This window comes from Gordonia sp. BP-119 (genome assembly GCF_016924115.1).
Taxonomy (GTDB): Bacteria; Actinomycetota; Actinomycetes; order Mycobacteriales; family Mycobacteriaceae; genus Gordonia; species Gordonia hongkongensis.
This window is the reverse complement of the sequence record NZ_JAFFZF010000013.1, coordinates 15879-36235: the sequence shown is the minus strand read 5'-3', so window position 1 is coordinate 36235 and position 20357 is coordinate 15879. Positions and strand designations below refer to the sequence as shown.

Here is a 20357-nt window from a genome sequence, read left to right as displayed (position 1 = left end):
ATGTGACCGGGTATCGCGAGGAACTCGCAGTTCGGCGAGCAACGCCGTCGTCACATCCACACGCTCGCGCCGGCGAGCACGCGCTCCACGCGCAGCTCAGCGGGCAAGCGACGGGGGGTCCCGTCGGAGTGCACCGCCGTCGAGTGTACTTGGTGCCCCGCGGCGGCCCGCTACCATCACCTCATGGCGCCTGCATCCGACCCGTCCGAGTCGACCCCGTCACCTGCGACGTCCACCTCGGTGGCGTCGGCCGAGATGCGGGATTCGGCGATCGGGAAGCTGTTCGCCGTGCTGCTCGCCGGCGAATTCGCCGCGTTCCACCGGCTCATCGAGGAGTCGGCGATGGCGCCGGATGTGCCCAGCCGCATCGCGATCGCCCGGATGGCGGCCTCCGAGGTCGGCCACTTCGACCGGCTCGCCGAGCGGGTGGAGGCGATGACCGGCCTCGGCGCCGCGGAAGCCGTCGAGCGCTACCGTTCGGTGTTCGATCAGTATCACCGCGCGACGACGCCGAAGACCTGGTACGAGGCGCTGGTCAAGGCGTATGTCGGCGACGGACTCGCGGCCGACTTCTACGCCGAGCTCTCCGACATGCTGCCGCCGGACTCGCAGGCCGTGATGGCCGAGGTGATGTCGGAAACCGCCAACTCCCAGTTCGCCCGTGAACAGGTCCGGGCGGCCGTCGAGGCCGACCCGTCGATCAAATCGGCCCTGGTGTTGTGGGGCCGCCGGCTGCTCGGCGAGGCCATCACCCATGCGCAGTGGGTTCTCGCCGCCGAGGAAGAGGTCACCGATCTGCTCTTCGCCGGGGCCAGTTCGCTGACCGGCGTCGCCGGGTTCTTCGACGTCGTCGCCGGCAAACACGCCGAGCGGATGGCCGACCTCGGCCTAGCCTGAGCCGGACCTGACCACGGCGGAGTAGGCCGACGGTGTTTCGCTCTGAGCGGAGTGGCTGTCCCGCCGCACCCCGGCTGCACTAGCCTTGTGCGGCAAGCGTTGACAGACACCGAGGAGGGCGGCACATGGCCGTGGAAGTGAAGATCGGCATCACCGACAGCCCGCGGGAGCTGACCATCGCGTCGACCCTGACCAGCGACAAGGCCTTCGCCGAGGTCGAGGCGGCACTGGGTGGCAAGCAGCAGCTGTTGTCCCTCGTGGACGACAAGGGCGCCCGCTACCTGATCCCGGTCACCAAGATCGCCTATGTCGAGGTGGGCGCGTCGGAGAACCGCCGCGTCGGATTCGGTTCCTGACCGGCCGCGCAACCAGATCGACGAGAAGGGGCCTGTACGCCGGATGGCGTGCAGGCCCCTTCTCGTGTCGCAAGTGGTTCAGGCAGTGCCGTTGACAGTCGGCCCGCTCGCTTCGCTCCCGGCGCCGGTCGCATCCGGCTGCGCGTCGGCCACACTCGGCTCGACAACCGGCTGCGCGTCAGCCGACGCCGTCTGTCGCGGGAAGTGCGACAACCCGCCCCAGAGGAGGGCGACCGTGGTGTCCACGGCGGTCTGCTTGTCGACCGGGCGCTTGGCCTCGAGCCAGTAGCGGGCGTTGACCTGGCTGGCACCGACGAGCCCCGACGCGAGCATCCGCGAACGGTACGGATCGAGACCGGAATCGTGCATGACCAAGCCGTACACGGCGTCGACGCACGCCTCGGTCGCGCCCTCCACCCGGCGGATGACGGCGGGATCGGAGGCGTCGGAGGAGAAGATCAACCGGTAGCCCGAGTTGTCCTGATCGATGAAGTCGAAGAAGGCCTGGACCGCGGCACGGACGCGCTTGCGGTTGTCGGTGGTCGTCCGCAGGGCGGTGTTGACGTCGCTGACCAGCTTCTCGGCGTGGCTGTCCACGACCGCGATGTAGAGGTCGAGCTTCGACGGGAAGTGTTGATACAGAACGGGTTTGCTCACTCCCGCGTGCACCGCGATCTCATCCATGCCGGCCGCGTGGTAGCCGCGTTCGACGAAGATCTCACTGGCCGCGTCGAGCAACTGCATACGTCGTGCGCTGCGCGGCAGGCGAGTGCTGCGGCCGGGCACGGCGGACGCGTTGGTTGCGGTCGACATGCCCAAGAGAGTACTCGGCGGAGCTTCCTGCGCAGTATCGGTGGTCTGCTGTGAGAAAGTTGACCGGTGAGCCGCACAGAGGACGGTGGCCCCGGGTCCGAGCGTGGCCGGGTGCGTGCCAAGGATGTCGGCCCGAGATCGTCGGGACGCCCCAGACCGGACCAGCCGCTACGAGCGCGCTGGGACCCGACCGACGACAGCGGACGTCCCCGCGTCGACCGCGATGCCCAGCCGGAATACAAGAAGCAGTCGGCGCTCGGGCGGTTCGTCTCGACCTATGGGTGGCGTGCCTATGCGATCCCGGTGCTCACGATCCTGACGATCGCGCTGATCGTCGTCACCATCCGGGACGGCCGGACCGATGCGCTCGAGCCGGCGGCGGCCGCCAGCCCCGACTCCGCGGCGCGCAACACCGACATCAGCAAGGAGACCCGCCCGATCGGTGCCCCCACCGGCGACATCCAGGCGGCCGCGCTGCCCGCCGGGACGCTGCCCCAGGGCGGCCCGTTCACCGACCGGGCCCGCAAGACGTTCCGGGTCCTGCGCGGCGGCGGTCCGCCCGTCGGCACCGGCGGGCAGGTGTACACCTACACGGTGGAGGTGGAGAACGGCCTCAACCCGCAGGACTACGGCGGTGACCCGACCTTCGCGAAGATGGTGGACACGACGCTCGCCAACCCGCGCAGCTGGATCGGCGACGGCCGCGTGTCCTTCCGCCGTGTCGACCGCGGCGAACCCGACCTCCGCATCTCGCTCACCTCGACCGGCACCACCCGCGAGTTGTGCGGCTACCAGATCCGCCTGGAGACCTCGTGCTATTACCCGCCGCAGGCGCGGGTAACGCTGAACGAAGCCCGATGGGTGCGCGGTGCGCTGTCCTATCAGGGTGACGACGTCGCCTACCGGCAGTACCTCATCAACCACGAGGTCGGTCACGGCATCGGCTACGAGGCGCACGAGGCGTGCCGCGAGGACGGCGCGCTCGCGCCGATCATGATGCAGCAGTCCTTCGGCGTCGCGAACTCCGAGATCATGGCTCTGGACCCGCAGATGAAGGCCAACCGGACCTTCGTGTGCCGTCCCAATCCCTGGCCGTTCCCCACCCGCTGACCGGGAATGCCGCCGCGGACTCATCCGTTGTGCCGGGGGTACGTAGTCAGCCCGAACAATGGAGGCGTTCGTGTCATCGCAAGGGTCGCCCACAGGGTCGCTGCCGCCGCTGGTGGAACCGGCCGCGGAACTGAGCAACGAAGAGGTGGCCCGCTACAGCCGTCACCTGATCATCCCGGACGTGGGGATGGACGGTCAGAAGCGTCTGAAGAACGCCAAGGTGCTGGTGATCGGCGCCGGCGGACTGGGTTCGCCGACGCTGCTGTACCTCGCTGCGGCGGGGGTCGGGACGATCGGCATCGTCGAGTTCGACATCGTCGACGAATCCAACCTGCAGCGCCAGGTCATCCACGGCCAGTCCGACATAGGCCGGCCCAAGGCCGAGAGCGCGCGGGACTCCATCCTGGAGATCAACCCCTTCGTCACCGTCAACCTGCATGACCAGCGGCTCGAGCCCGAGGGTGCGATCGAACTGTTCTCGCAGTACGACCTCATCCTCGACGGCACCGACAACTTCGCGACCCGGTACCTGGTCAACGACGCCGCGGTCCTCGCGCACAAGCCCTACGTGTGGGGGTCGATCTACCGTTTCGAGGGTCAGGCCTCGGTCTTCTGGGAGGACGCCCCCGACGGCCGCGGGCTCAACTACCGCGACCTCTACCCGCAGGCACCGCCGCCCGGGATGGTGCCGTCCTGCGCCGAAGGCGGTGTACTCGGCATCCTCTGCGCCTCGATCGGATCGATCATGGGCACCGAGGCCATCAAGCTGATCTGTGGGATCGGCGAGCCCCTCCTCGGTCGTCTCATGGTGTACGACGCCCTCGACATGACCTACCGGACCATCAAGATCCGCAAGGATCCGGAGGGTGAGCGGATCGCCGGCCTCATCGACTACGACGACTTCTGCGGTGTCGTCTCCTCGGAGGCGTCCGACGCCGCCGCGGGGTCGACGCTGACCGCCGTCGAACTCAAGCAGAAGATCGACGCGGGCGAGAAGCTGGCGATCATCGACGTCCGGGAGCCCGTCGAATGGGACATCGTCCGCATCGACGGCGCGACCCTCATCCCGAAGGGCGACATCCTCTCCGGCGAGGGTCTCGCCAAGGTGCCGCAGGACCGGCCCACCGTGCTCTACTGCAAGACCGGCATCCGGTCCGCCGAGGCGCTCGCTGCGCTGAAGCGAGCCGGTTTCGCCGACGCCACGCACCTGCAGGGCGGCGTGACCGCGTGGGCGAACCAGGTCGACAAGACGTTGCCGGTCTACTGAGCCCGGTCATCGATCCGCACGTCGGTGCGGGTGGTTGCCGCGTGCCTTCCCGAAACGGACTACCGCGCTCGGTAATCTGGCCGACGTGAACACCGTCGAGCCGCCCGGACACGTGTTGAACACGTTCGGGCTCACCGCCCACCCGCCCATCGCGATGGGGGAATCGTGGGTCGGCGGGTGGCGTGTCGGCGAAGTCGTGCTCTCACTGGTCCCCGACCACGCGCGCGCCGCGTGGTCGGCGTCGGTGCGCGAATCCCTGTTCGTGGAGGGGATGCGCATCGCGCGTCCGTTCCGCGCCACCGACGGCCGGTACGTGGTGTCGGGCTGGCGCGCCGACACCTACATCGCCGGGACGCCCGAACCACGGCACGACGAGGTCGTCCTGGTCGCCGACCGGCTGCACGAGGCGACCGCCTCGCTCGAACGGCCCCGGTTCCTGCTGCAGCCGCCTGCTCCGCCGCACACCGACGTCGACGTGTTCACCGCGGCCGATCGTGCCGCCTGGGAGGACGTCCCGCTGCGCTCGGCCCGGGCCGCCGGTATGGCCGAGCCGACCGCACCCGACGGTGTGCAGAGCGTCGACATGCTGAAAACCCTTGCGAAGCTTCGTAAGCCGGTGGATCTGCCGTCTCAGGTCGTGCACGGTGACCTCTTCGGCACGGTGCTGTTCGCCGGTGCCGCGGCCCCGGGGATCACCGACATCGTCCCGTATTGGCGGCCCGCCCCGTGGGCGGCGGCGGTCGCGGTGGTCGACGCCCTGGCGTGGGGTGGTGCCGACACCGAACTCATCCAGCGATGGTCGGATCAGCCCGAGTGGCCGCAGATGATGCTGCGGGCGACGATGTTCCGGTTGGCAGTCCACGCGCTGCACCCGCGGTCGACCTCGGGCGCACTGCCCGGGTTGCAGCGAGTCGTCGAACATGTACGTTTACTCGTATAACCGCAGCTCACAGCCCTGACTGACCGCTGACAGGGTTCTCACAACGCCCGCGTGACGGAGTGAGGACAACGTGACGATGCGGTCACCTCGCGGAAAATCCGCGCAACACGCCCCCTCCACACTTGGTCTCGAGTCGCACGACACCGGTGTCGGCGTCTTCCACGACAGCCACCACTGCACGCAGCCCTGTGCACGGCAGTGACACCACGTAGACCAGCAACCATCGGAGGCGGAGCCTTGGCATTCGCAGATCTCAGAGCACAACTGACACGGGACCACACGATCACCGACTGGGACCCGGAGGACCGGGTCGCCTGGGACAACGGCAATGCCGCGATCGCCAAGCGCAATCTGATCTGGTCGGTCATCTGTGAGCATGTCGGATTCTCGATCTGGTCCCTGTTCTCGGTGATGGCCCTGTTCATGGGCCCCGAGTACGGCATCAGCATGGACCAGAAGTTCGTCATCGCCGCCACCGCGACGCTGGTCGGTTCTTGCCTGCGTATCCCGTACACGCAGGCCACCGCCAAGTTCGGCGGCCGCAACTGGGCGATCTTCTCCGCCGTCGTGCTGCTCATCCCGACCGGGCTGACGATGATGCTGATGATGAACCCGGGCGAGTTCGGGTTCGGCTGGTTCCTCGCCGTCGCGGCCATCACCGGTTTCGGTGGCGGCAACTTCGCGTCGTCGATGACCAACATCAACGCGTTCTACCCGCAACGGCTGAAGGGCTGGGCGCTCGGACTCAACGCCGGCGGCGGCAACATCGGCGTGCCGGTCGTGCAGGTCATCGGTCTGCTGGTCATCTGGCTCGCCGCCGACCAACCCGAGATCGTGTGCGCCATCTACCTGGTCGCCCTGGCCGTCGCCGGTATCGGTGCCGCCCTCTACATGGACAACCTGGACCACCAGACGGCCAGCGGCCGGGCGATGCTCGACTGCCTGAAGTACCGCGACACGTGGCTGATCTGCCTGCTCTACATCGGTACGTTCGGTTCCTTCATCGGCTTCGGGTTCGCGTTCGGCCAGGTCCTCAACATCAGTTTCACCGAGGCCGGAGTCGCGAAGCCGGCGCTGGCAGCAGCGCAGATCGTCTGGATCGGTCCGCTGCTGGGGTCGGTCATCCGTCCCTACGGCGGAAAACTGGCCGATCGCGTCGGCGGTGGCAAGGTGACGCTGTACACCTTCATCGCAATGGTCTTCTCCGCGGCGATCCTCGTGGTCGCCGGCACGATCGCCGACAACAACGGCAAGACGATCACCGGCGCCACGTTGACGGCCTTCATCATCGGCTTCATCCTGCTGTTCCTGCTCTCGGGCCTGGCCAACGGGTCGGTCTACAAGATCATCCCGACCATCTGGGAGCACAAGGCGCAGGCGCGGAGCGGACTGAATTCGCTCGGGAAGACGAAGTGGTCGCGGAGCATGTCCGGCGCGCTCATCGGGATCGCCGGTGCCGCAGGCGGTCTCGGCGGTGTGGGCATCAACCTGGTGCTGCGCGCCAGCTACCAGTCCAACAAGTCGGCGACGATGGCCTTCTGGGTGTTCATGCTCTTCTACGTCCTGGCAGCGGTCGTGACCTGGTGGTTCTACGCCCGGCGCCCGATCGTCATCGCGGAGACCACCGATCTCGCGATCACCGGTGCCCATGACGAACCGGCATCGACTGTCGACGGGACCGCATCGACCGGTGCTGCCGCCGAGGGCACCGACAAGCAGGCAACCAAGGAAGCGCTGGCCTGATCCTCACGGGACCGGCGAGGCAAGGGAGCAAAGAGCAGTGAACAGCGAAACCGCAACGCGCACAACCAAGACAGTGGTGGTGGTGGGCCATGGCATGGTCGGTCACCGCTTCGTCCAGGCGCTCCGCGAGCGTGACGCGACCGACCTGTGGCGTATCGAGATCGTCAGCGAGGAGATCGACCCGGCCTACGACCGGGTGGGGCTGTCCTCGTATGTCGGTGCCTGGCTTCGGGATTCTCTCGCACTCGAGGGGAACACGTACGCCGGGGACGATCGGGTCGTCACGCATCTGGGCGAGACCGTCACCGGCATCGATCGAGACGCCCGCCGGGTCGTCACCTCGAGCGGTCGCGAGATCGACTACGACGCAGTCGTTCTGGCCACCGGTTCCTACGCTTTCGTCCCGCCGGTCCCCGGTCACGACAACGACCGGTGCTTCGTCTACCGCACCCTCGACGACCTCGACGACATCCGGGCCGCGGCCGAGGCCGCCGGTCCGGGTGCGACGGGTGTGGTCGTCGGTGGCGGCCTGCTCGGACTCGAGGCCGCCAACGCACTCAAGCTCATGGGGATGACCCCGCACGTGGTGGAGTTCGCCCCGCGTCTGATGCCGATGCAGGTCGACGAGGGCGGCGGCGCGATCCTGAAGAACCTGGTGACCGAGCTCGGACTCGAGGTCCACACCGGGGTCGGGACGTCGGAGATCGCCGACGCCGAGGACGGCGGCCTGCGGGTCACGCTGTCCGACGAGTCGACGATCGACGCCTCGCTCGTGGTGTTCTCCGCCGGCGTCCGACCGCGCGATCAGCTCGCTCGGGACGCGGGACTGGCCGTCGGCGAGCGCGGCGGCGTGCTCGTCGACGCCGGTTGTGGAACCGACGACGAGAACGTCTACGCCATCGGCGAGGTCGCCGCCGTCGAAGGCCGCTGCTACGGCCTCGTCGCCCCCGGTTACTCGACCGCCGAGGTGGTCGCCGACCGTCTGCTCGGCGGGACGTCGGAGTTCCCCGGTGCCGACCTGTCCACGAAGTTGAAGCTCCTCGGCGTCGACGTGGCCAGCTTCGGCGACGCGTTCGGCACCACCGAGAACGCGCTGGAGATCACCTACCACGACGCGGTCGCCGGCCGGTACGCGAAGATCGTCGTCAGCGACGACGCGAAGACGCTGCTCGGCGGAATCCTGGTCGGCGACGCATCGGCCTACGCGATGCTCAAGCCGATGGTCGGCCGGGAGATCCCGGGCGACCCCGCTGCCCTCATCGCACCCGAGGGCGGTGCTGCGGTGGGTATGGACGCACTGCCCGACGACGCGGAGATCTGCTCGTGCAACGGCGTCTCGAAGGGTGCCATCTGCTCGGCGATCGCCGACGGTGCGTGCGACATCGCCGCGGTCAAGGGCTGCACCTCGGCCGGCACCACCTGCGGTGGCTGCCTGCCCAGCATCAAGCAACTGCTCGCCGCGTCCGGGGTCGAACTGAGCAAGTCGCTGTGCGACCACTTCACCCAGTCGCGCGCCGAGCTGTTCGAGATCGTCGCGGTGACCGGAATCCGCACGTTCTCCGAACTCGTCGACCGGTACGGCACCGGGCAGGGTTGCGAGATCTGCAAGCCGACGGTCGCGTCGATCCTCGCGTCGACCTCCAGCGACCACATCCTCGAGGGCGAGCAGGCCGCGCTGCAGGACACCAACGACCACTTCCTGGCGAACATGCAGAAGAACGGCTCGTACTCGGTCGTGCCGCGGATGCCCGGTGGCGAGGTCACGCCCGAGCAGCTGATCGTGATCGGTGAGATCGCGCGCGACTTCGGGCTGTACACCAAGGTCACCGGCGGCCAGCGGATCGACCTGTTCGGTGCGCGCGTCGACCAGTTGCCCGAGATCTGGCGGCGCCTCGTCGACGCCGGGATGGAGTCGGGGCAGGCGTACGGCAAGAGCCTGCGGACGGTGAAGAGTTGCGTCGGTTCGACGTGGTGCCGGTACGGCGTGCAGGACTCGGTCGGCATGGCCGTGCTCCTGGAGAAGCGGTACCGCGGACTCCGCTCACCCCACAAGATCAAGTTCGGGGTGTCGGGATGTGCCCGCGAGTGCGCCGAGGCGAGGGGCAAGGACGTCGGTGTCATCGCCACCGAGCACGGCTGGAACCTCTACGTCGGCGGCAACGGCGGCCAGAGCCCCAAGCATGCGGTGCTGCTCGCCAGCGGAGTGGATGACGAGACCCTCGTCGCCTACATTGATCGGTACCTCATGTTCTACATCCGAACAGCCGATCGACTGCAGCGCACGGCGCCGTGGCTGGAGTCGCTCGAAGGTGGTCTCGACCATCTGAAGGACGTGGTGTGTGAGGACAGCCTGGGGCTCGCCGCCGAACTCGAGGAGGCGATGGCCCGCCACGTCGGCGGTTACCAGGACGAGTGGGCCGCGGTGCTCGCGGACGAGGACAAGCTGAAGCGGTTCGTCTCGTTCGTGAATGCGCCCGATGTCGTCGACCCGACGATCCGGTTCTCCGAGTACGAGCGCAAGGCGCCGGTGCTGCTCGACATGCCGGCGGTCCGTCCGGGTGCGACCGCTCCGTCGGGCCCCGATGGAGTGAGCGAGCGACCGGTGAGAGAAGGAGTGCCCACATGACCATCGCGCCAGGGGAGGCCGACACCATGTCCGCAGAGACGACACCCACCGGCGCCGCCACGGCGTGTGAGGGGAGCTGGGTGCGCGCTTGTTCGATCGACGACCTGATCGTCGGTCGCGGCGTCGCCGTGCTGGGTCCCGAGGGTGTGCAGGCCGCGCTGTTCCGTCTGCCCGCCGCCGAGTCCGATCGCGAGGCGGCGCCCGGGCGCTCCCGCCTGTACGCGATCGGCAACATCGATCCGTTCGGTCGCGCCGCGGTCCTCTCCCGGGGACTCACCGGCGACCGCGGGGGCGAACCCACCGTCGCCTCGCCGCTGGGTAAACAGGTCTTCGCGCTGCGCACCGGGATCTGCCTGGACGACGAGACGGTGTCGGTCCCCAGCTACGGTGTGCGGGTGGTCAACCGCATCGTCGAGGTGTTCTTCCCGGCGTGAACACCATGACCCCCGCCGGTGCAGACCCTGCCGGCGCAACCTCACCGGACCCCGACCCGTTGCCGCTCGCCGGTTTCACGATCGGGATCACCGCCGCGCGTCGCGCCGAGGAGTTCGCGGTACTGCTGGAACGACGCGGTGCCGAGGTGATGCAGGCCCCGACCATCCGCATCCTGCCGCTGGTCGACGACACCGAACTCGAGCGGGTGACCGAGGAACTCATCGCCCACCCGCCCGAGGTGATGGTCGCCACGACCGGTATCGGCTTCCGCGGGTGGGTCGAGGCCGCCGACGGGTGGGGCAACGCCGAGGCCGTCCTACGGGCGCTGTCCGATAGCCGGCTGATCGCACGCGGCCCGAAGGCCAAGGGCGCGATCCGGGCGGCGGGGCTGCGCGAGGAGTGGTCGCCGGAGAGCGAGTCCTCCTCGGAGGTCCTCGACCGGCTGCTGGAAGAGGGCGTCGACGGCGTCCGGATCGCGGTGCAGTTGCACGGTGCCACCAGCGAGTGGGAACCGCTGCCGGACTTCTGCACGGTGCTGCGCGCCGCCGGTGCCGAGGTGGTTGCGATCCCGGTGTACCGCTGGCATATGCACCCCGACGTGGCGCGCATCGACAAGATGATCGGCGCGGTGCTCCGCGGCGATCTCGACGCGATCACCTTCACCAGCGCCCCGGCGGCGGCGTCGATCCTGACCCGTGCCAAAGAACTCGGCAAGCTGCAGCAGTTCATCCACGCACTGCGGACCGCGGTACCGGTCATGTGCGTGGGCTCGGTGACCGCCAGTCCGCTGGAGGCGCTGCAGATCCCGACGATCTACCCGCGCCGGTTCCGTCTCGGCGCGCTCGCGCGCCTGATCACCGACGAACTGCCGCGGCGGAGCCACCTGCTGCGGGTCGCCGGGCACGACACCGCCATCCGCGGCCAGGCCGTCGTGGTCGACGGTGAGCTCCGTGAGATGTCGGCGACGAGTCTGCTCCTGCTCAAACTGTTGGCCCGCAACCCCGGTCGCGTGGTCTCGCGGCAGGAGTTGCTCGCCGGTCTGCCCGGTGACAGCTCCGACACCCATGCGGTCGAGGTCGCCGTTGCTCGACTCCGTGCCGCACTCGGGGATTCGAAGATGGTGCAGACCGTCGTCAAGCGTGGTTACCGGCTCGCGGTCGACCTCGAGTACGACGCCGAAGACGAGTGAGAAGGAAGCGAGAACACATGCACGACAACCATGTACGGCTTCCGCACGGTGACCGGTTGCAGGGGTACAGCCCCGTCCTGGTCGCGCACGGGACCCGCAACCCGCACGGGGTCAACGTGATCGCCCAGATCGCCGAGGCCGTCAGCGCCCGCATCGGGCTCACCCGCACCGCATTCGTCGACGTCCTCGGACCGACGCCGAGCGAGGTCATCGCCGACCTGGAACGTCCGGCGGTGCTGGTGCCCGCGTTCCTCGCCTCGGGCTACCACGTCCGCAAGGACCTGCCCGAACACGTCGCGGCCGCCGGCCGGGCGGACACCGTCGTCACCCGGGCGCTGGGTCCCGATCCGGCCATCGCCTCGGTCGCCCGACTCCGGCTGGCCGAAGCGGGCTGGGAACCGGGCGACGCGGTCGTGCTCGCCGCCGCCGGGTCATCGGACGAGAGTGCCTGCGGGCAGGTTCATCTGGCCGCCCGGCAGCTGGAATCGCTGATCGGCGGACGGGTCGAGGTCGGGTTCATCACGACCGCGACCCCCACTGTGCCCGAGGCGGTCGAGCGGGCCCGGCGCACGGGACGGCGGGTCGTGATCGCCAGCCACCTCCTCGCCCCGGGCCTGTTCCATCAGCGCCTGAGCACCTACGGCGCGGACGCGGTCGCCGCACCCCTGGGGCCGGACCCCAGGATCGTCGACCTGATCGTCACGCGGATGCGTGCGGCCATCAGTCCGTACCGACGTGTGCCGGTCCCGCGCCACGTCTGAGCTGCCCCGCAAACCCACCCTTTTTCGGCATATTCAGCACCCTCCAAGGGGGTGGGTATGCCGAGAACAGGTGGGTTTGCGGGTCGGTCACGTGGCGGGGTCCCACCGGCACTCGCGCAGTCGGATTCGCCCGTCGGTGACCGGAACACCCTCCGCCCGCAGCCGTTCCAGCTGACGAGTCGCGAGATGCGGCGCCGGCCGGCCGCCGGCGGGCACCACACGGTGCCAGGGCAGGTCGGCCGAATCGGTCCGCATGATCCAGCCGACGATCCGCGGGCTCGACAACCCGGCCGCGGCGGCCAGGTCGCCGTAGGTGCTCACCTGGCCGGCCGGAATGGCCGACACGAGTGCACGGACCCGTTCGACCTGCTCCTCGGTGATGGCTGCCATCGTCGCCTCGACAGATGTCGTCGCTACAGCAGCGATCGGACCAGCGCGGCCGCGAGCCCGGGCTCGAGGAACGGCACCATGTGGCCGCAGTCGGCATGGTGGACGGTGACCTCGTCGCCGCGCTCGCTCGCGCACGCATCGAGGAAGGCCGGCCGCACGAACGGGGGCTGGACCTGGTCGGCGACCACCACGTGGGTGGGCACACCTGGCGGCGGAAGCACTGCGGGCCTAGCCATCTCGCTCCACGACGCCGCTGCGGCGGGTGCGCTCACCCGCCAGCCGACCCGGCCGCGCGGCCGGGGGACGAGGTGTTCGGCGAGTTCGGCCTCCATGAGCTGGTCGGGAACGGCGGCCCAGCCCTCCGCACGTTTCGCGGCGCGGGCGGTGTCGGCATCCGCGTAGTCCCAGTTGTCGAGACTGTCGGTGGCCACGTCGAGCGCGAATTCGGGGTCGAGGCCCTGCGCGGGGTCGAGCAGCACCAGCCCCTTCACCGCATCCGGGCGGCGGTTGGCCAGGTGCAACGCCAGCGCGCCACCGAACGAGTGACCCACGACGACCACCGGATGCTCATCGGCGGGGATGTGTTCGTCGATCACCGCGGACAACGCCCGCACCTGGTGCTCGATGCTCCATGGCGGTCGCCACGGAGACCGGCCGTGACCGATCAGATCCGGCGCGACGAGGCGCACGCCGGGGAGGTGATCGGTCAGCGCTGCCCAGCGGCGGCCGTGCCCGGTGAGTCCGTGGATCGCGAGAACCGCAGGACCGCTGCCGAAGACATGCGTGTTGAGAGCTGTCACCCGTCCATCCTGCCGTACGCCGCGCGGCGGACTCTGACACAGGTCGCGGGGACACAGGTCGCGGGCACGGCCGACGAGGCCGTCGGTGGGCCGTGATTCGATGGATGCATGAGTCGGAAACCGGGTGCCCAGACCCCGCGGAGCGCGCTGCGTGCGCGACTCGTCGCGGCCCCCGACCCGACGGACCGGCCCCGGCACTGGCCACCGTCCGTGGCGCAGGTGATCGACCCGCCCACGAGTCGGCCGGCGGACGAGGAGCAGGCGTGGCGCCCGGTGCGGGTGCACGGCGGCCCCGGGAGCGGGAAGACCGCACTGATCGTCGACGCCGCGGTCGCCCGCCTGCTCGACCCCGCCACCGATCCGGAGTCGGTCCTCGTCCTGGCGTCGAGCCGACGCGCCGCCGTCGCGCTCCGGGAGGAGATCACCCGGCGCGTCCTGTCCGCGGGCTCGAGCGGTCGCCGGGTGCTCGGCGGTGCGCTGCGCGAGCCGCTGGTGCGGACCGTGCACTCCTACGCCTTCGCGATCCTCCGCTTACAGGCGCAGGCCCACAACAATCCGCCGCCGCGCCTCATCACGGGGTCCGAACAGGACGTCGTCCTGCGTGAACTGCTCGCCGGTGACATCGAGGACGGCGCCGGGTACTGGCCTGCCCACCTACGGCCCGCGCTGGGCACCGACGGGTTCGCCCAGGCGTTGCGCGACCTGATGATGCGCGCCGCCGAACGCGGGGTGGGTCCGGAAGAGCTTGCCGCGCTGGGGCGTACGCACAAACGACCGGAGTGGGCCGCGGCCGCCCGGGCCTACGCGCAGTACGAGCAGAACATGCTGCTGCGCGGGGCGGTCGGGCTCGAGACCCCGGGGGCCTCGGCGCCCGCGGTCGACGCGGCCGAATTGATCGGGTCGGCCCTGTCGGCCTTCGCCACCGATCCCGACCTGCTGAGCGGCGAGCGTCGTCGTATCCGGCATCTGCTGGTCGATGACGCGCAGCATCTCGACCCGCAGGCGGCGCAGCTCATCACGCTGGTCGGCACCGGAACCCTCTCGACGATCATCGCCGCCGACACCGACCAGTCCGTGTTCGGATTCCGGGGTGCGAGTCCGCGATTCGCGGACGGGCTGGCCGAACCGGGCAGCCCGCTCGACATCCTGCTGGAACACGATCACCGCGCCCGGCCCGAGCTGTCCCGCCTCGGGCGCGCGATCGCCGCCCGGCTGCCCGGCGCTCGCCCGCACCCGTATCCCGACCCGGTGACGGATTCGGCCGACGCCGACCCGGGCGCGGCCGATGGGGGAGGCGCGGCCGCGGTGCGCGTGTACGGGTCTGCCGCGAAAGAGGCCACCGCCATCGCCGACCTCCTGCGGCGTGCGCATCTGTTCGACGGGGTCCCGTGGTCGCAGATGGCGGTCGTCGTCCGGTCGGTGTCACTGGCCCTGCCGCCGCTCCGACGCGCCTTCCGGTCCGCGGGCGTACCCCTGACGACGCCCGCGAGCGACCTGCCCCTGCATCGGCAACGAGCCGTCATCGGACTGATGCTGGTGCTGCGCGCCGTCGCCGCGCGGGCGGCCGCGGGAGCAGATGCCGACCTGCCCGACACCACCGACCCGGAGACCACCGACCTGTTCACCAGCGAGCTCTTCAGCACCGAGGACACGCTCACGTTGCTGTCCGGTCCGATCGGGGCGGCCGACCCGGGCTCGATGCGCCGTCTCCGACGCGGTGTGCGGCGTCTCGACGATGCCGATGACCCAGCAGGACAACCGGATTCGCTCACGTCGCTGACCCGCGCCATCCTCGACCCCGAGGTCGGCGCGCGCTATCGCCGACGGCTCACCGAGACCGAGGCGGCGCCGCTGGCCCGCGTGCTGGACGTCGTCGGTGCGGCCCAGCGGGTCCATGACGCGCGCCGCGGGATCGAGGAGACCCTGTGGGCGGCGTGGCAGGCCACGGGACTCGAGCGGCGGTGGGCGGCATCGGCGGTCCGCGGCGGCCCGGCCGGTGAACAGGCCGACCGCGACCTCGACGCGGTCATGGCGATGTTCGAATCCGCCGCGGATTTCACCGACACGCTGCCCGCGGCCGGGCCCGCCGGATTCGTGCACTACCTGTCCCAGTTGCAGATCCCGCGCGACAGCCGAACAGCCACCGCCGCAACCGAGTCGGTGACCGTGCTGTCCGCGCACGCCGCGGTGGGGCGGGAATGGGAGGTCGTCGCCGTCGCCGGGGTCCAGGACGGACTGTGGCCGTCGCTGCGCAGCCGGGGTGGCGTTCTCGCCACCGGGCAACTCGTCGACCTCCTCGACGGTATGGCCGCCGACGCCGTGGACACCGTCGCCCGTGGGGCGACGGCACTCGCCGACGAGCGCCGGCTCTTCCTCGTCGCCTGCACCAGGGCGCGAAGCCGGCTGCTCGTGACCGCGGTCGAGGACGGCAGCGGGGACGCCTCGCCGTCGCGGTTCATCACCGAGCTCGCAGATCTGGTGGGGGACAACGACGATCCGGCCGAGTCGGCCCGCGCCGAGGTACGGCTCGATCCAGGCGTCGACCGGGTGCTCTCGTTGCCGTCCCTCGTCGCGACACTTCGGTCGGCGGTGATCGCCGGCGTCGACGAACCCGATGCACCCCGGACGAAGGCCGCGGCGCGTCTGCTGGCCGAGCTCGCCGACTCCGACATCCCGGGTGCGCACCCGCGCGACTGGTTCGGGCTCGCCGCACCCAGCACCGACGATCCGCTGTGGACGCCGGAGTCGGGGGCGCTGACGCTCTCACCGTCGAATGTCGATGCACTGACCCGCTGTTCGCTGCGGTGGGTGCTCGAACGCAACGGCGGCCGCGACGGCGACGGCACCCCCGCGCTGACCGGCAGTCTCGTGCACACGCTCGTCCAGGCGGTGGCAGGCCAGCTCGACCCGGCTGAGGTGACGGCGGCGCTGCGCGGCATCTGGGAACGGGTCGACACCGGGGCGGGCTGGTACTCGGCTCGCGAACTCGAACGGGCCGAGGGCATGCTGGGGCACTTCCGGGAGTGGCTGCGCATCTCGCGTGCCGATCTCGAGGAGGTGGGCGTCGAATTGCCGATCGACGCAACCATTCCCGCGGCGTCGGGGCCGGATTCCGACGAGCCCGCGGTCCGTCTGCGCGGGCGTGTCGACCGCCTCGAGACCGATGGCGCCGGCCGCCCGGTCGTCGTCGACGTGAAGACCTCGAAGAACCCCATCACCAAGGCCGACGCCGACGAGCACGCGCAGATGGCGGCCTATCAGGTGGCGTTGGCGCACGGCGGCGTGCCCCAGTTCGGCGACGCCGCGCCGGGCGGCGCCCGACTGGTCTACGTGTCGACCGCGAACCGCAATTCCGGTGCGGCCGAGCGTGTTCAGTCGCCGCTCACGCCGGAGTTGCTAGACGAGTGGATCGGGGTGGTGCGTCGCGCGGCCCGGGCGAGTATCGGTCCGACGTACAGCGCGACGCCCAACCCGGGCTGTGTGCACTGCAACCTCACCACCAGCTGTCCGGCCCAGATCCCGGGGAAGGCGGTCACCGATGACTGACCTGCAGGATCGGACCGAACGGCCGATGGTCGGGGCGAAGTCGCTGGCCGCGGCGCTGGGTCTGCCCGATCCCACGCCCGAGCAGGTGGCCGTGATCGAGGCACCCATGGAGCCGATGCTCGTCGTCGCCGGAGCCGGGGCCGGCAAGACCGAGACGATGGCCTCACGCGTGGTGTGGCTGGTGGCCAACCAGCTCGTGGCCCCCGACGAGATCCTCGGACTCACCTTCACGCGCAAGGCCGCGAGCGAACTCGGCGCCCGCATCCGGCGTCGGCTCTCGATGCTTGCCGGGTCGCCGGCGCTGCGGAACTGGGATCCCGACGGCGCGTTGGCCGCCCGCCTGCGCGGCGCCGACCCCGAGGTGAGCACCTATCACGCCTACGCCGGCCGGTTGATCGCCGACTACGGGCTGCTGCTGCCGGTGGAACCGTCGTCGACGCTGCTCACCGAGACCGAGCTCTGGCAGCTCGCGTTCTCCCTCGTCTCCGCGTGGCCGGGCGAGCTGAACACCAAGAAGGTGCCGGCGAGTGTCACCGAGGCGGTGCTCAAGCTGTACGGCGAGATGTCCGAGCACCTCGTCGACATCGCCGACCTCGCGCAGGCGGGTTCGACGCTGTACGAACTCGTCGACACCCTCCCGAAGGGCCCCAAGCAGCGTGACAAACCGACCCAGGCGCTGCTGAAGGTCCAGGAGGTCATCGACGAACGTCGCGAGCTGATCCCGATGGTCATAGCGCTGGGCGAGACGATGCGCGCCCAGTCCGCGCTCGACTTCGGCAGCCAGATGTCGCTGGCGGCACGGCTGGTGGTGTCCAATTCCGAGGTCGTGACCGCCGAGCGCACCGCCTTCCGCGCGGTTCTCCTCGACGAGTACCAGGACACCGGCCACTCGCAACGGGTGTTGCTGTCGACCCTGTTCGGCGGGCACGGCCGCGCGCCGGTCGCGGTCACCTCGGTCGGCGACCCCATCCAGTCCATCTACGGGTGGCGTGGCGCCTCGGCGGCCAACCTGCCGCGGTTCGCGCGCGACTTCCCACGACCCGACGGGACCCCGGCCCGGCGCCTCGAACTGCTCACCAGCTGGCGCAACTCGGCCCAGGGCTTGCGGTTGGCGAATCAGATCTCCGCGGAGCTCCGACGCCGCGGTATCCCGGTCAGTGTGCTCCGGCCGCGTCCCGATGCCCCGGACGGAACGGCGTCGATCGCCCTGACCGAAACGGTTCTGGACGAACGGAACTGGATCGCCGACGCCATCGAGGAACGCTACCAGGCGGCCGAGGCCGCAGACGTCGCGCCGCCGACCACCGCGATCCTGGTGCGCCGCAACGAGGATTCGGCGCCGCTGGCCGCCGAGCTCGAGAGTCGGGGCATCCCCACCGAGGTGGTCGGCATCGGCGGGCTGCTGCACGTCCCGGAGATCGAGGACATCGTCGCGACCCTGCGCGTGATGGCCGACCCGATGGCCGGGACCGCGGTCATGCGTCTGCTCACCGGGGCCCGCTGGCGGCTCGGCGCCAAGGACCTCGCCGCGCTCTGGCGTCGGGCCACCAACCTGGCGGCGGAGAGCTTCGCCGAGGCGGGCGGGGTGGTCACCAGCAGGGAAGCGCTCGACGCCGCACTCGATGCGGTGCTGCCCACCGAGATCGTCGACCGGGCGGGCATCGCCGACGCCGTCGTCGACCCCGGCGAACCCACCGACTACAGCCCGGAGGGTTACGCCCGCATCCGGGCGTTCGGTGCGCAGTTGGAGTCACTGCGTCGGCGCATCGGACAACCGCTGCCCGAACTCGTCGCCGACGTGGAGAACACGATCGGGGTCGGCGTCGAGGCGCAGATCCGGGCGCGGCGCATGCGGGGTGCGATCACCGGACGCGAACACCTCGACGCCTTCGCCGACTACGTCAGTCATTACGCTGATCGTCCGGGAGCGAATCTGCCTGGACTGCTCGCCTTCCTGGATGCTGCCGAGACCATCGAGAAGGGTCTCGAACCGGGCCGCATCGAGGTGGCCGAACAGCGGGTGCAGATCCTCACCGTGCATGCGGCCAAGGGCCTGGAATGGGATGTCGTCGCGATCCCGCACCTGGCGAAGGGGATCTTCCCCAGCGCCAAGGCCGACACCACATGGTTGGGCAGTGCGCGCGAACTCCCGGCGGACCTGCGCGGCGATCTGGCGATCCCGGCCGAGGCGGCCGACGGTGCGCCGGAGGGGTTCCCGATCCTGAAGATCGACACCGTGGCCGACCGCAAGCAGCTCGAGGACGCCCTGACCGACCACAAGGCCGCGATCGGCGAACGGCGACTCGAGGAGGATCGCCGGTTGCTCTATGTGGCGCTCACCCGCGCCCGGCACGACCTGCTGATCTCGGCGCACCACTGGTCGGAGACCGGCGACAAACCCCGCGGCGGTTCGGATTTCTTCGACGAGTTGATGACCGGCATCGATGAGGCGATCGCCGACCCGAGCGTCGACTCGACCGGTCTGTCGATCGCGGTGCGGACGCCACCGCCCGAACCGGACAGCCCGAATCCGTTGGCCGAACGCGCGATCGCGGCGCCGTGGCCGCGTGATCCGCTCGCGGGCCGCCGCGACTCGGTACAGCGGGCGGCCGACCTGGTCGCCGACGCCATCGCCGGCCGCGCGGCGCCCGCGCTGTTCGACACACCTGCTGCCCAGTCCGGCCCCGCCGACGCCGAGACCCCCGCAACGCCACCGGCCGACCCCGCGGACGAGATCGGGGCGTGGGAGGCCGAGGTGTCGGCCCTGCTCGCCGAGCATCATCAGGCCAACCAGGCGCTCGTCGAGGTGTCGTTGCCGACCCATCTGTCCGTCAGTCAGCTGGTCGAACTGGACGCCGACGAGGCCGAGTTCGCTCGTCGGCTCCGCCGGCCCACCCCGTTCCGGCCCAACCCGATGGCCCGGCGCGGCACCGCGTTCCACGCCTGGGTGGAACGCTGGTTCGGGGCGACACGGCTCCTCGACATCGACGAACTGCCCGGCGCCGCCGACGCGACGGCGAGTCCCGACGCCGATCTCGAGGAACTGCGGGCCGCGTTCCTCTCCTCGCCCTGGGCGAATCGCAGCCCGACCGAGGTGGAGGTGCCCTTCGAGACCGTCATCGGCGGGATCGTCGTGCGCGGACGGATCGACGCGGTCTTCGCCGAGAAGGACGGTTCGTGGACGGTCGTGGACTGGAAGACCGGTGTGATCCCCGAACCCGCCCGCCGGGAATCACTCTTCATCCAGCTCGCCGCGTACCGCCTGGCGTGGGCGCAGCTGGCCGGGGTGGAGCCGACCAAGGTCCGCGCCGCGTTCCACTATGTGCGCGACGGGCACACCCTGGAGGCCGACGACCTGCCCGACGAGGCGACCCTCGCCGCGAAGCTGGCCCGCTGAGCGCGCCGGTGCCCCGGGACAGCTCCCGCCACATGCCTTGTGATGCCCCGAGGTGGGCTACATTGCAGCGTGTGAGCGAACTCGACG

General features: G+C 70.1%; 15 protein-coding genes. 12 read left to right on the top strand and 3 right to left on the bottom strand.

From position 1 onward, the window contains the following. The first annotated feature begins 183 nt into the window (after positions 1-183). Together JW364_RS10000 and JW364_RS09995 are read left to right on the top strand one after the other, a co-directional pair. Positions 184-897: a ferritin-like fold-containing protein gene (locus JW364_RS10000; RefSeq protein ID WP_078113366.1), complete on the top strand. Its 714-nt coding sequence runs from the start codon at positions 184-186 to the stop codon at positions 895-897. A gap of 125 nt (positions 898-1022) precedes the next feature. After that, on the top strand, positions 1023-1253 hold the full coding sequence (locus JW364_RS09995) for a DUF3107 domain-containing protein (protein ID WP_004023442.1): 231 nt from the start codon (positions 1023-1025) through the stop codon (positions 1251-1253). A gap of 78 nt (positions 1254-1331) precedes the next feature. On the opposite strand, the gene JW364_RS09990 is transcribed toward JW364_RS09995, so the two are convergent. Then, a complete protein-coding gene (locus tag JW364_RS09990) occupies positions 1332-2066 on the bottom strand; it encodes a TetR/AcrR family transcriptional regulator (protein WP_058251898.1) in 735 nt (244 codons plus the stop codon). Positions 2067-2132: 66 nt separating this feature from the next. Between JW364_RS09990 and JW364_RS09985 the strand changes: the two genes are divergently transcribed. From JW364_RS09985 to JW364_RS09950, 8 genes are all read left to right on the top strand, one after another. Beyond that, on the top strand, positions 2133-3176 hold the full coding sequence (locus JW364_RS09985) for a DUF3152 domain-containing protein (protein WP_055475547.1): 1044 nt from the start codon (positions 2133-2135) through the stop codon (positions 3174-3176). Positions 3177-3234: 58 nt separating this feature from the next. Further along, on the top strand, positions 3235-4443 hold the full coding sequence (moeZ, locus tag JW364_RS09980) for an adenylyltransferase/sulfurtransferase MoeZ (RefSeq protein ID WP_055475546.1): 1209 nt from the start codon (positions 3235-3237) through the stop codon (positions 4441-4443). An 85-nt stretch (positions 4444-4528) separates the two neighbouring features. After that, entirely contained in the window at positions 4529-5383 is an 855-nt protein-coding gene (locus JW364_RS09975) for a TIGR02569 family protein (protein WP_055475607.1), read from the top strand. A 237-nt stretch (positions 5384-5620) separates the two neighbouring features. Next, positions 5621-7126 carry a NarK/NasA family nitrate transporter gene (locus JW364_RS09970; RefSeq protein ID WP_078113367.1) on the top strand — a complete coding sequence of 502 codons (1506 nt, stop codon included), beginning with the start codon at positions 5621-5623 and terminating at the stop codon, positions 7124-7126. Positions 7127-7163: 37 nt separating this feature from the next. Beyond that, positions 7164-9752: a nitrite reductase large subunit NirB gene (gene nirB, locus JW364_RS09965; RefSeq protein WP_078113368.1), complete on the top strand. Its 2589-nt coding sequence runs from the start codon at positions 7164-7166 to the stop codon at positions 9750-9752. Then, on the top strand, positions 9749-10186 hold the full coding sequence (locus JW364_RS09960) for a nitrite reductase (NAD(P)H) small subunit family protein (RefSeq protein WP_137810419.1): 438 nt from the start codon (positions 9749-9751) through the stop codon (positions 10184-10186). The genes nirB and JW364_RS09960 overlap by 4 nt, the downstream gene beginning before the upstream one ends. Positions 10187-10191: 5 nt before the next feature. Continuing rightward, positions 10192-11376, top strand: a complete 1185-nt coding sequence (locus JW364_RS09955; protein WP_055475606.1) for a uroporphyrinogen-III synthase — start codon at positions 10192-10194, stop codon at positions 11374-11376. 17 nt (positions 11377-11393) lie between these two features. Continuing rightward, positions 11394-12137 carry a sirohydrochlorin chelatase gene (locus tag JW364_RS09950; protein ID WP_137810420.1) on the top strand — a complete coding sequence of 248 codons (744 nt, stop codon included), beginning with the start codon at positions 11394-11396 and terminating at the stop codon, positions 12135-12137. Positions 12138-12224: 87 nt separating this feature from the next. Here the strand turns inward: JW364_RS09950 and JW364_RS09945 are convergent, their stop codons facing one another. Together JW364_RS09945 and JW364_RS09940 are read right to left on the bottom strand one after the other, a co-directional pair. Further along, positions 12225-12527: an MGMT family protein gene (locus tag JW364_RS09945; protein ID WP_137810421.1), complete on the bottom strand. Its 303-nt coding sequence runs from the start codon at positions 12525-12527 to the stop codon at positions 12225-12227. Between the two features lie 23 nt (positions 12528-12550). Beyond that, positions 12551-13327, bottom strand: a complete 777-nt coding sequence (locus JW364_RS09940) for an alpha/beta fold hydrolase (RefSeq protein ID WP_137810422.1) — start codon at positions 13325-13327, stop codon at positions 12551-12553. A 108-nt stretch (positions 13328-13435) separates the two neighbouring features. Here JW364_RS09940 and JW364_RS09935 point away from each other — a divergent pair, with 108 nt between their 5' ends. After that, positions 13436-16873: an ATP-dependent DNA helicase gene (locus JW364_RS09935; RefSeq protein WP_137810423.1), complete on the top strand. Its 3438-nt coding sequence runs from the start codon at positions 13436-13438 to the stop codon at positions 16871-16873. Next, complete coding sequence (locus JW364_RS09930; protein WP_137810424.1) at positions 16866-20270, top strand: ATP-dependent helicase; 3405 nt, start codon at positions 16866-16868, stop codon at positions 20268-20270. The genes JW364_RS09935 and JW364_RS09930 overlap by 8 nt, the downstream gene beginning before the upstream one ends. Positions 20271-20357: the final 87 nt, after the last annotated feature.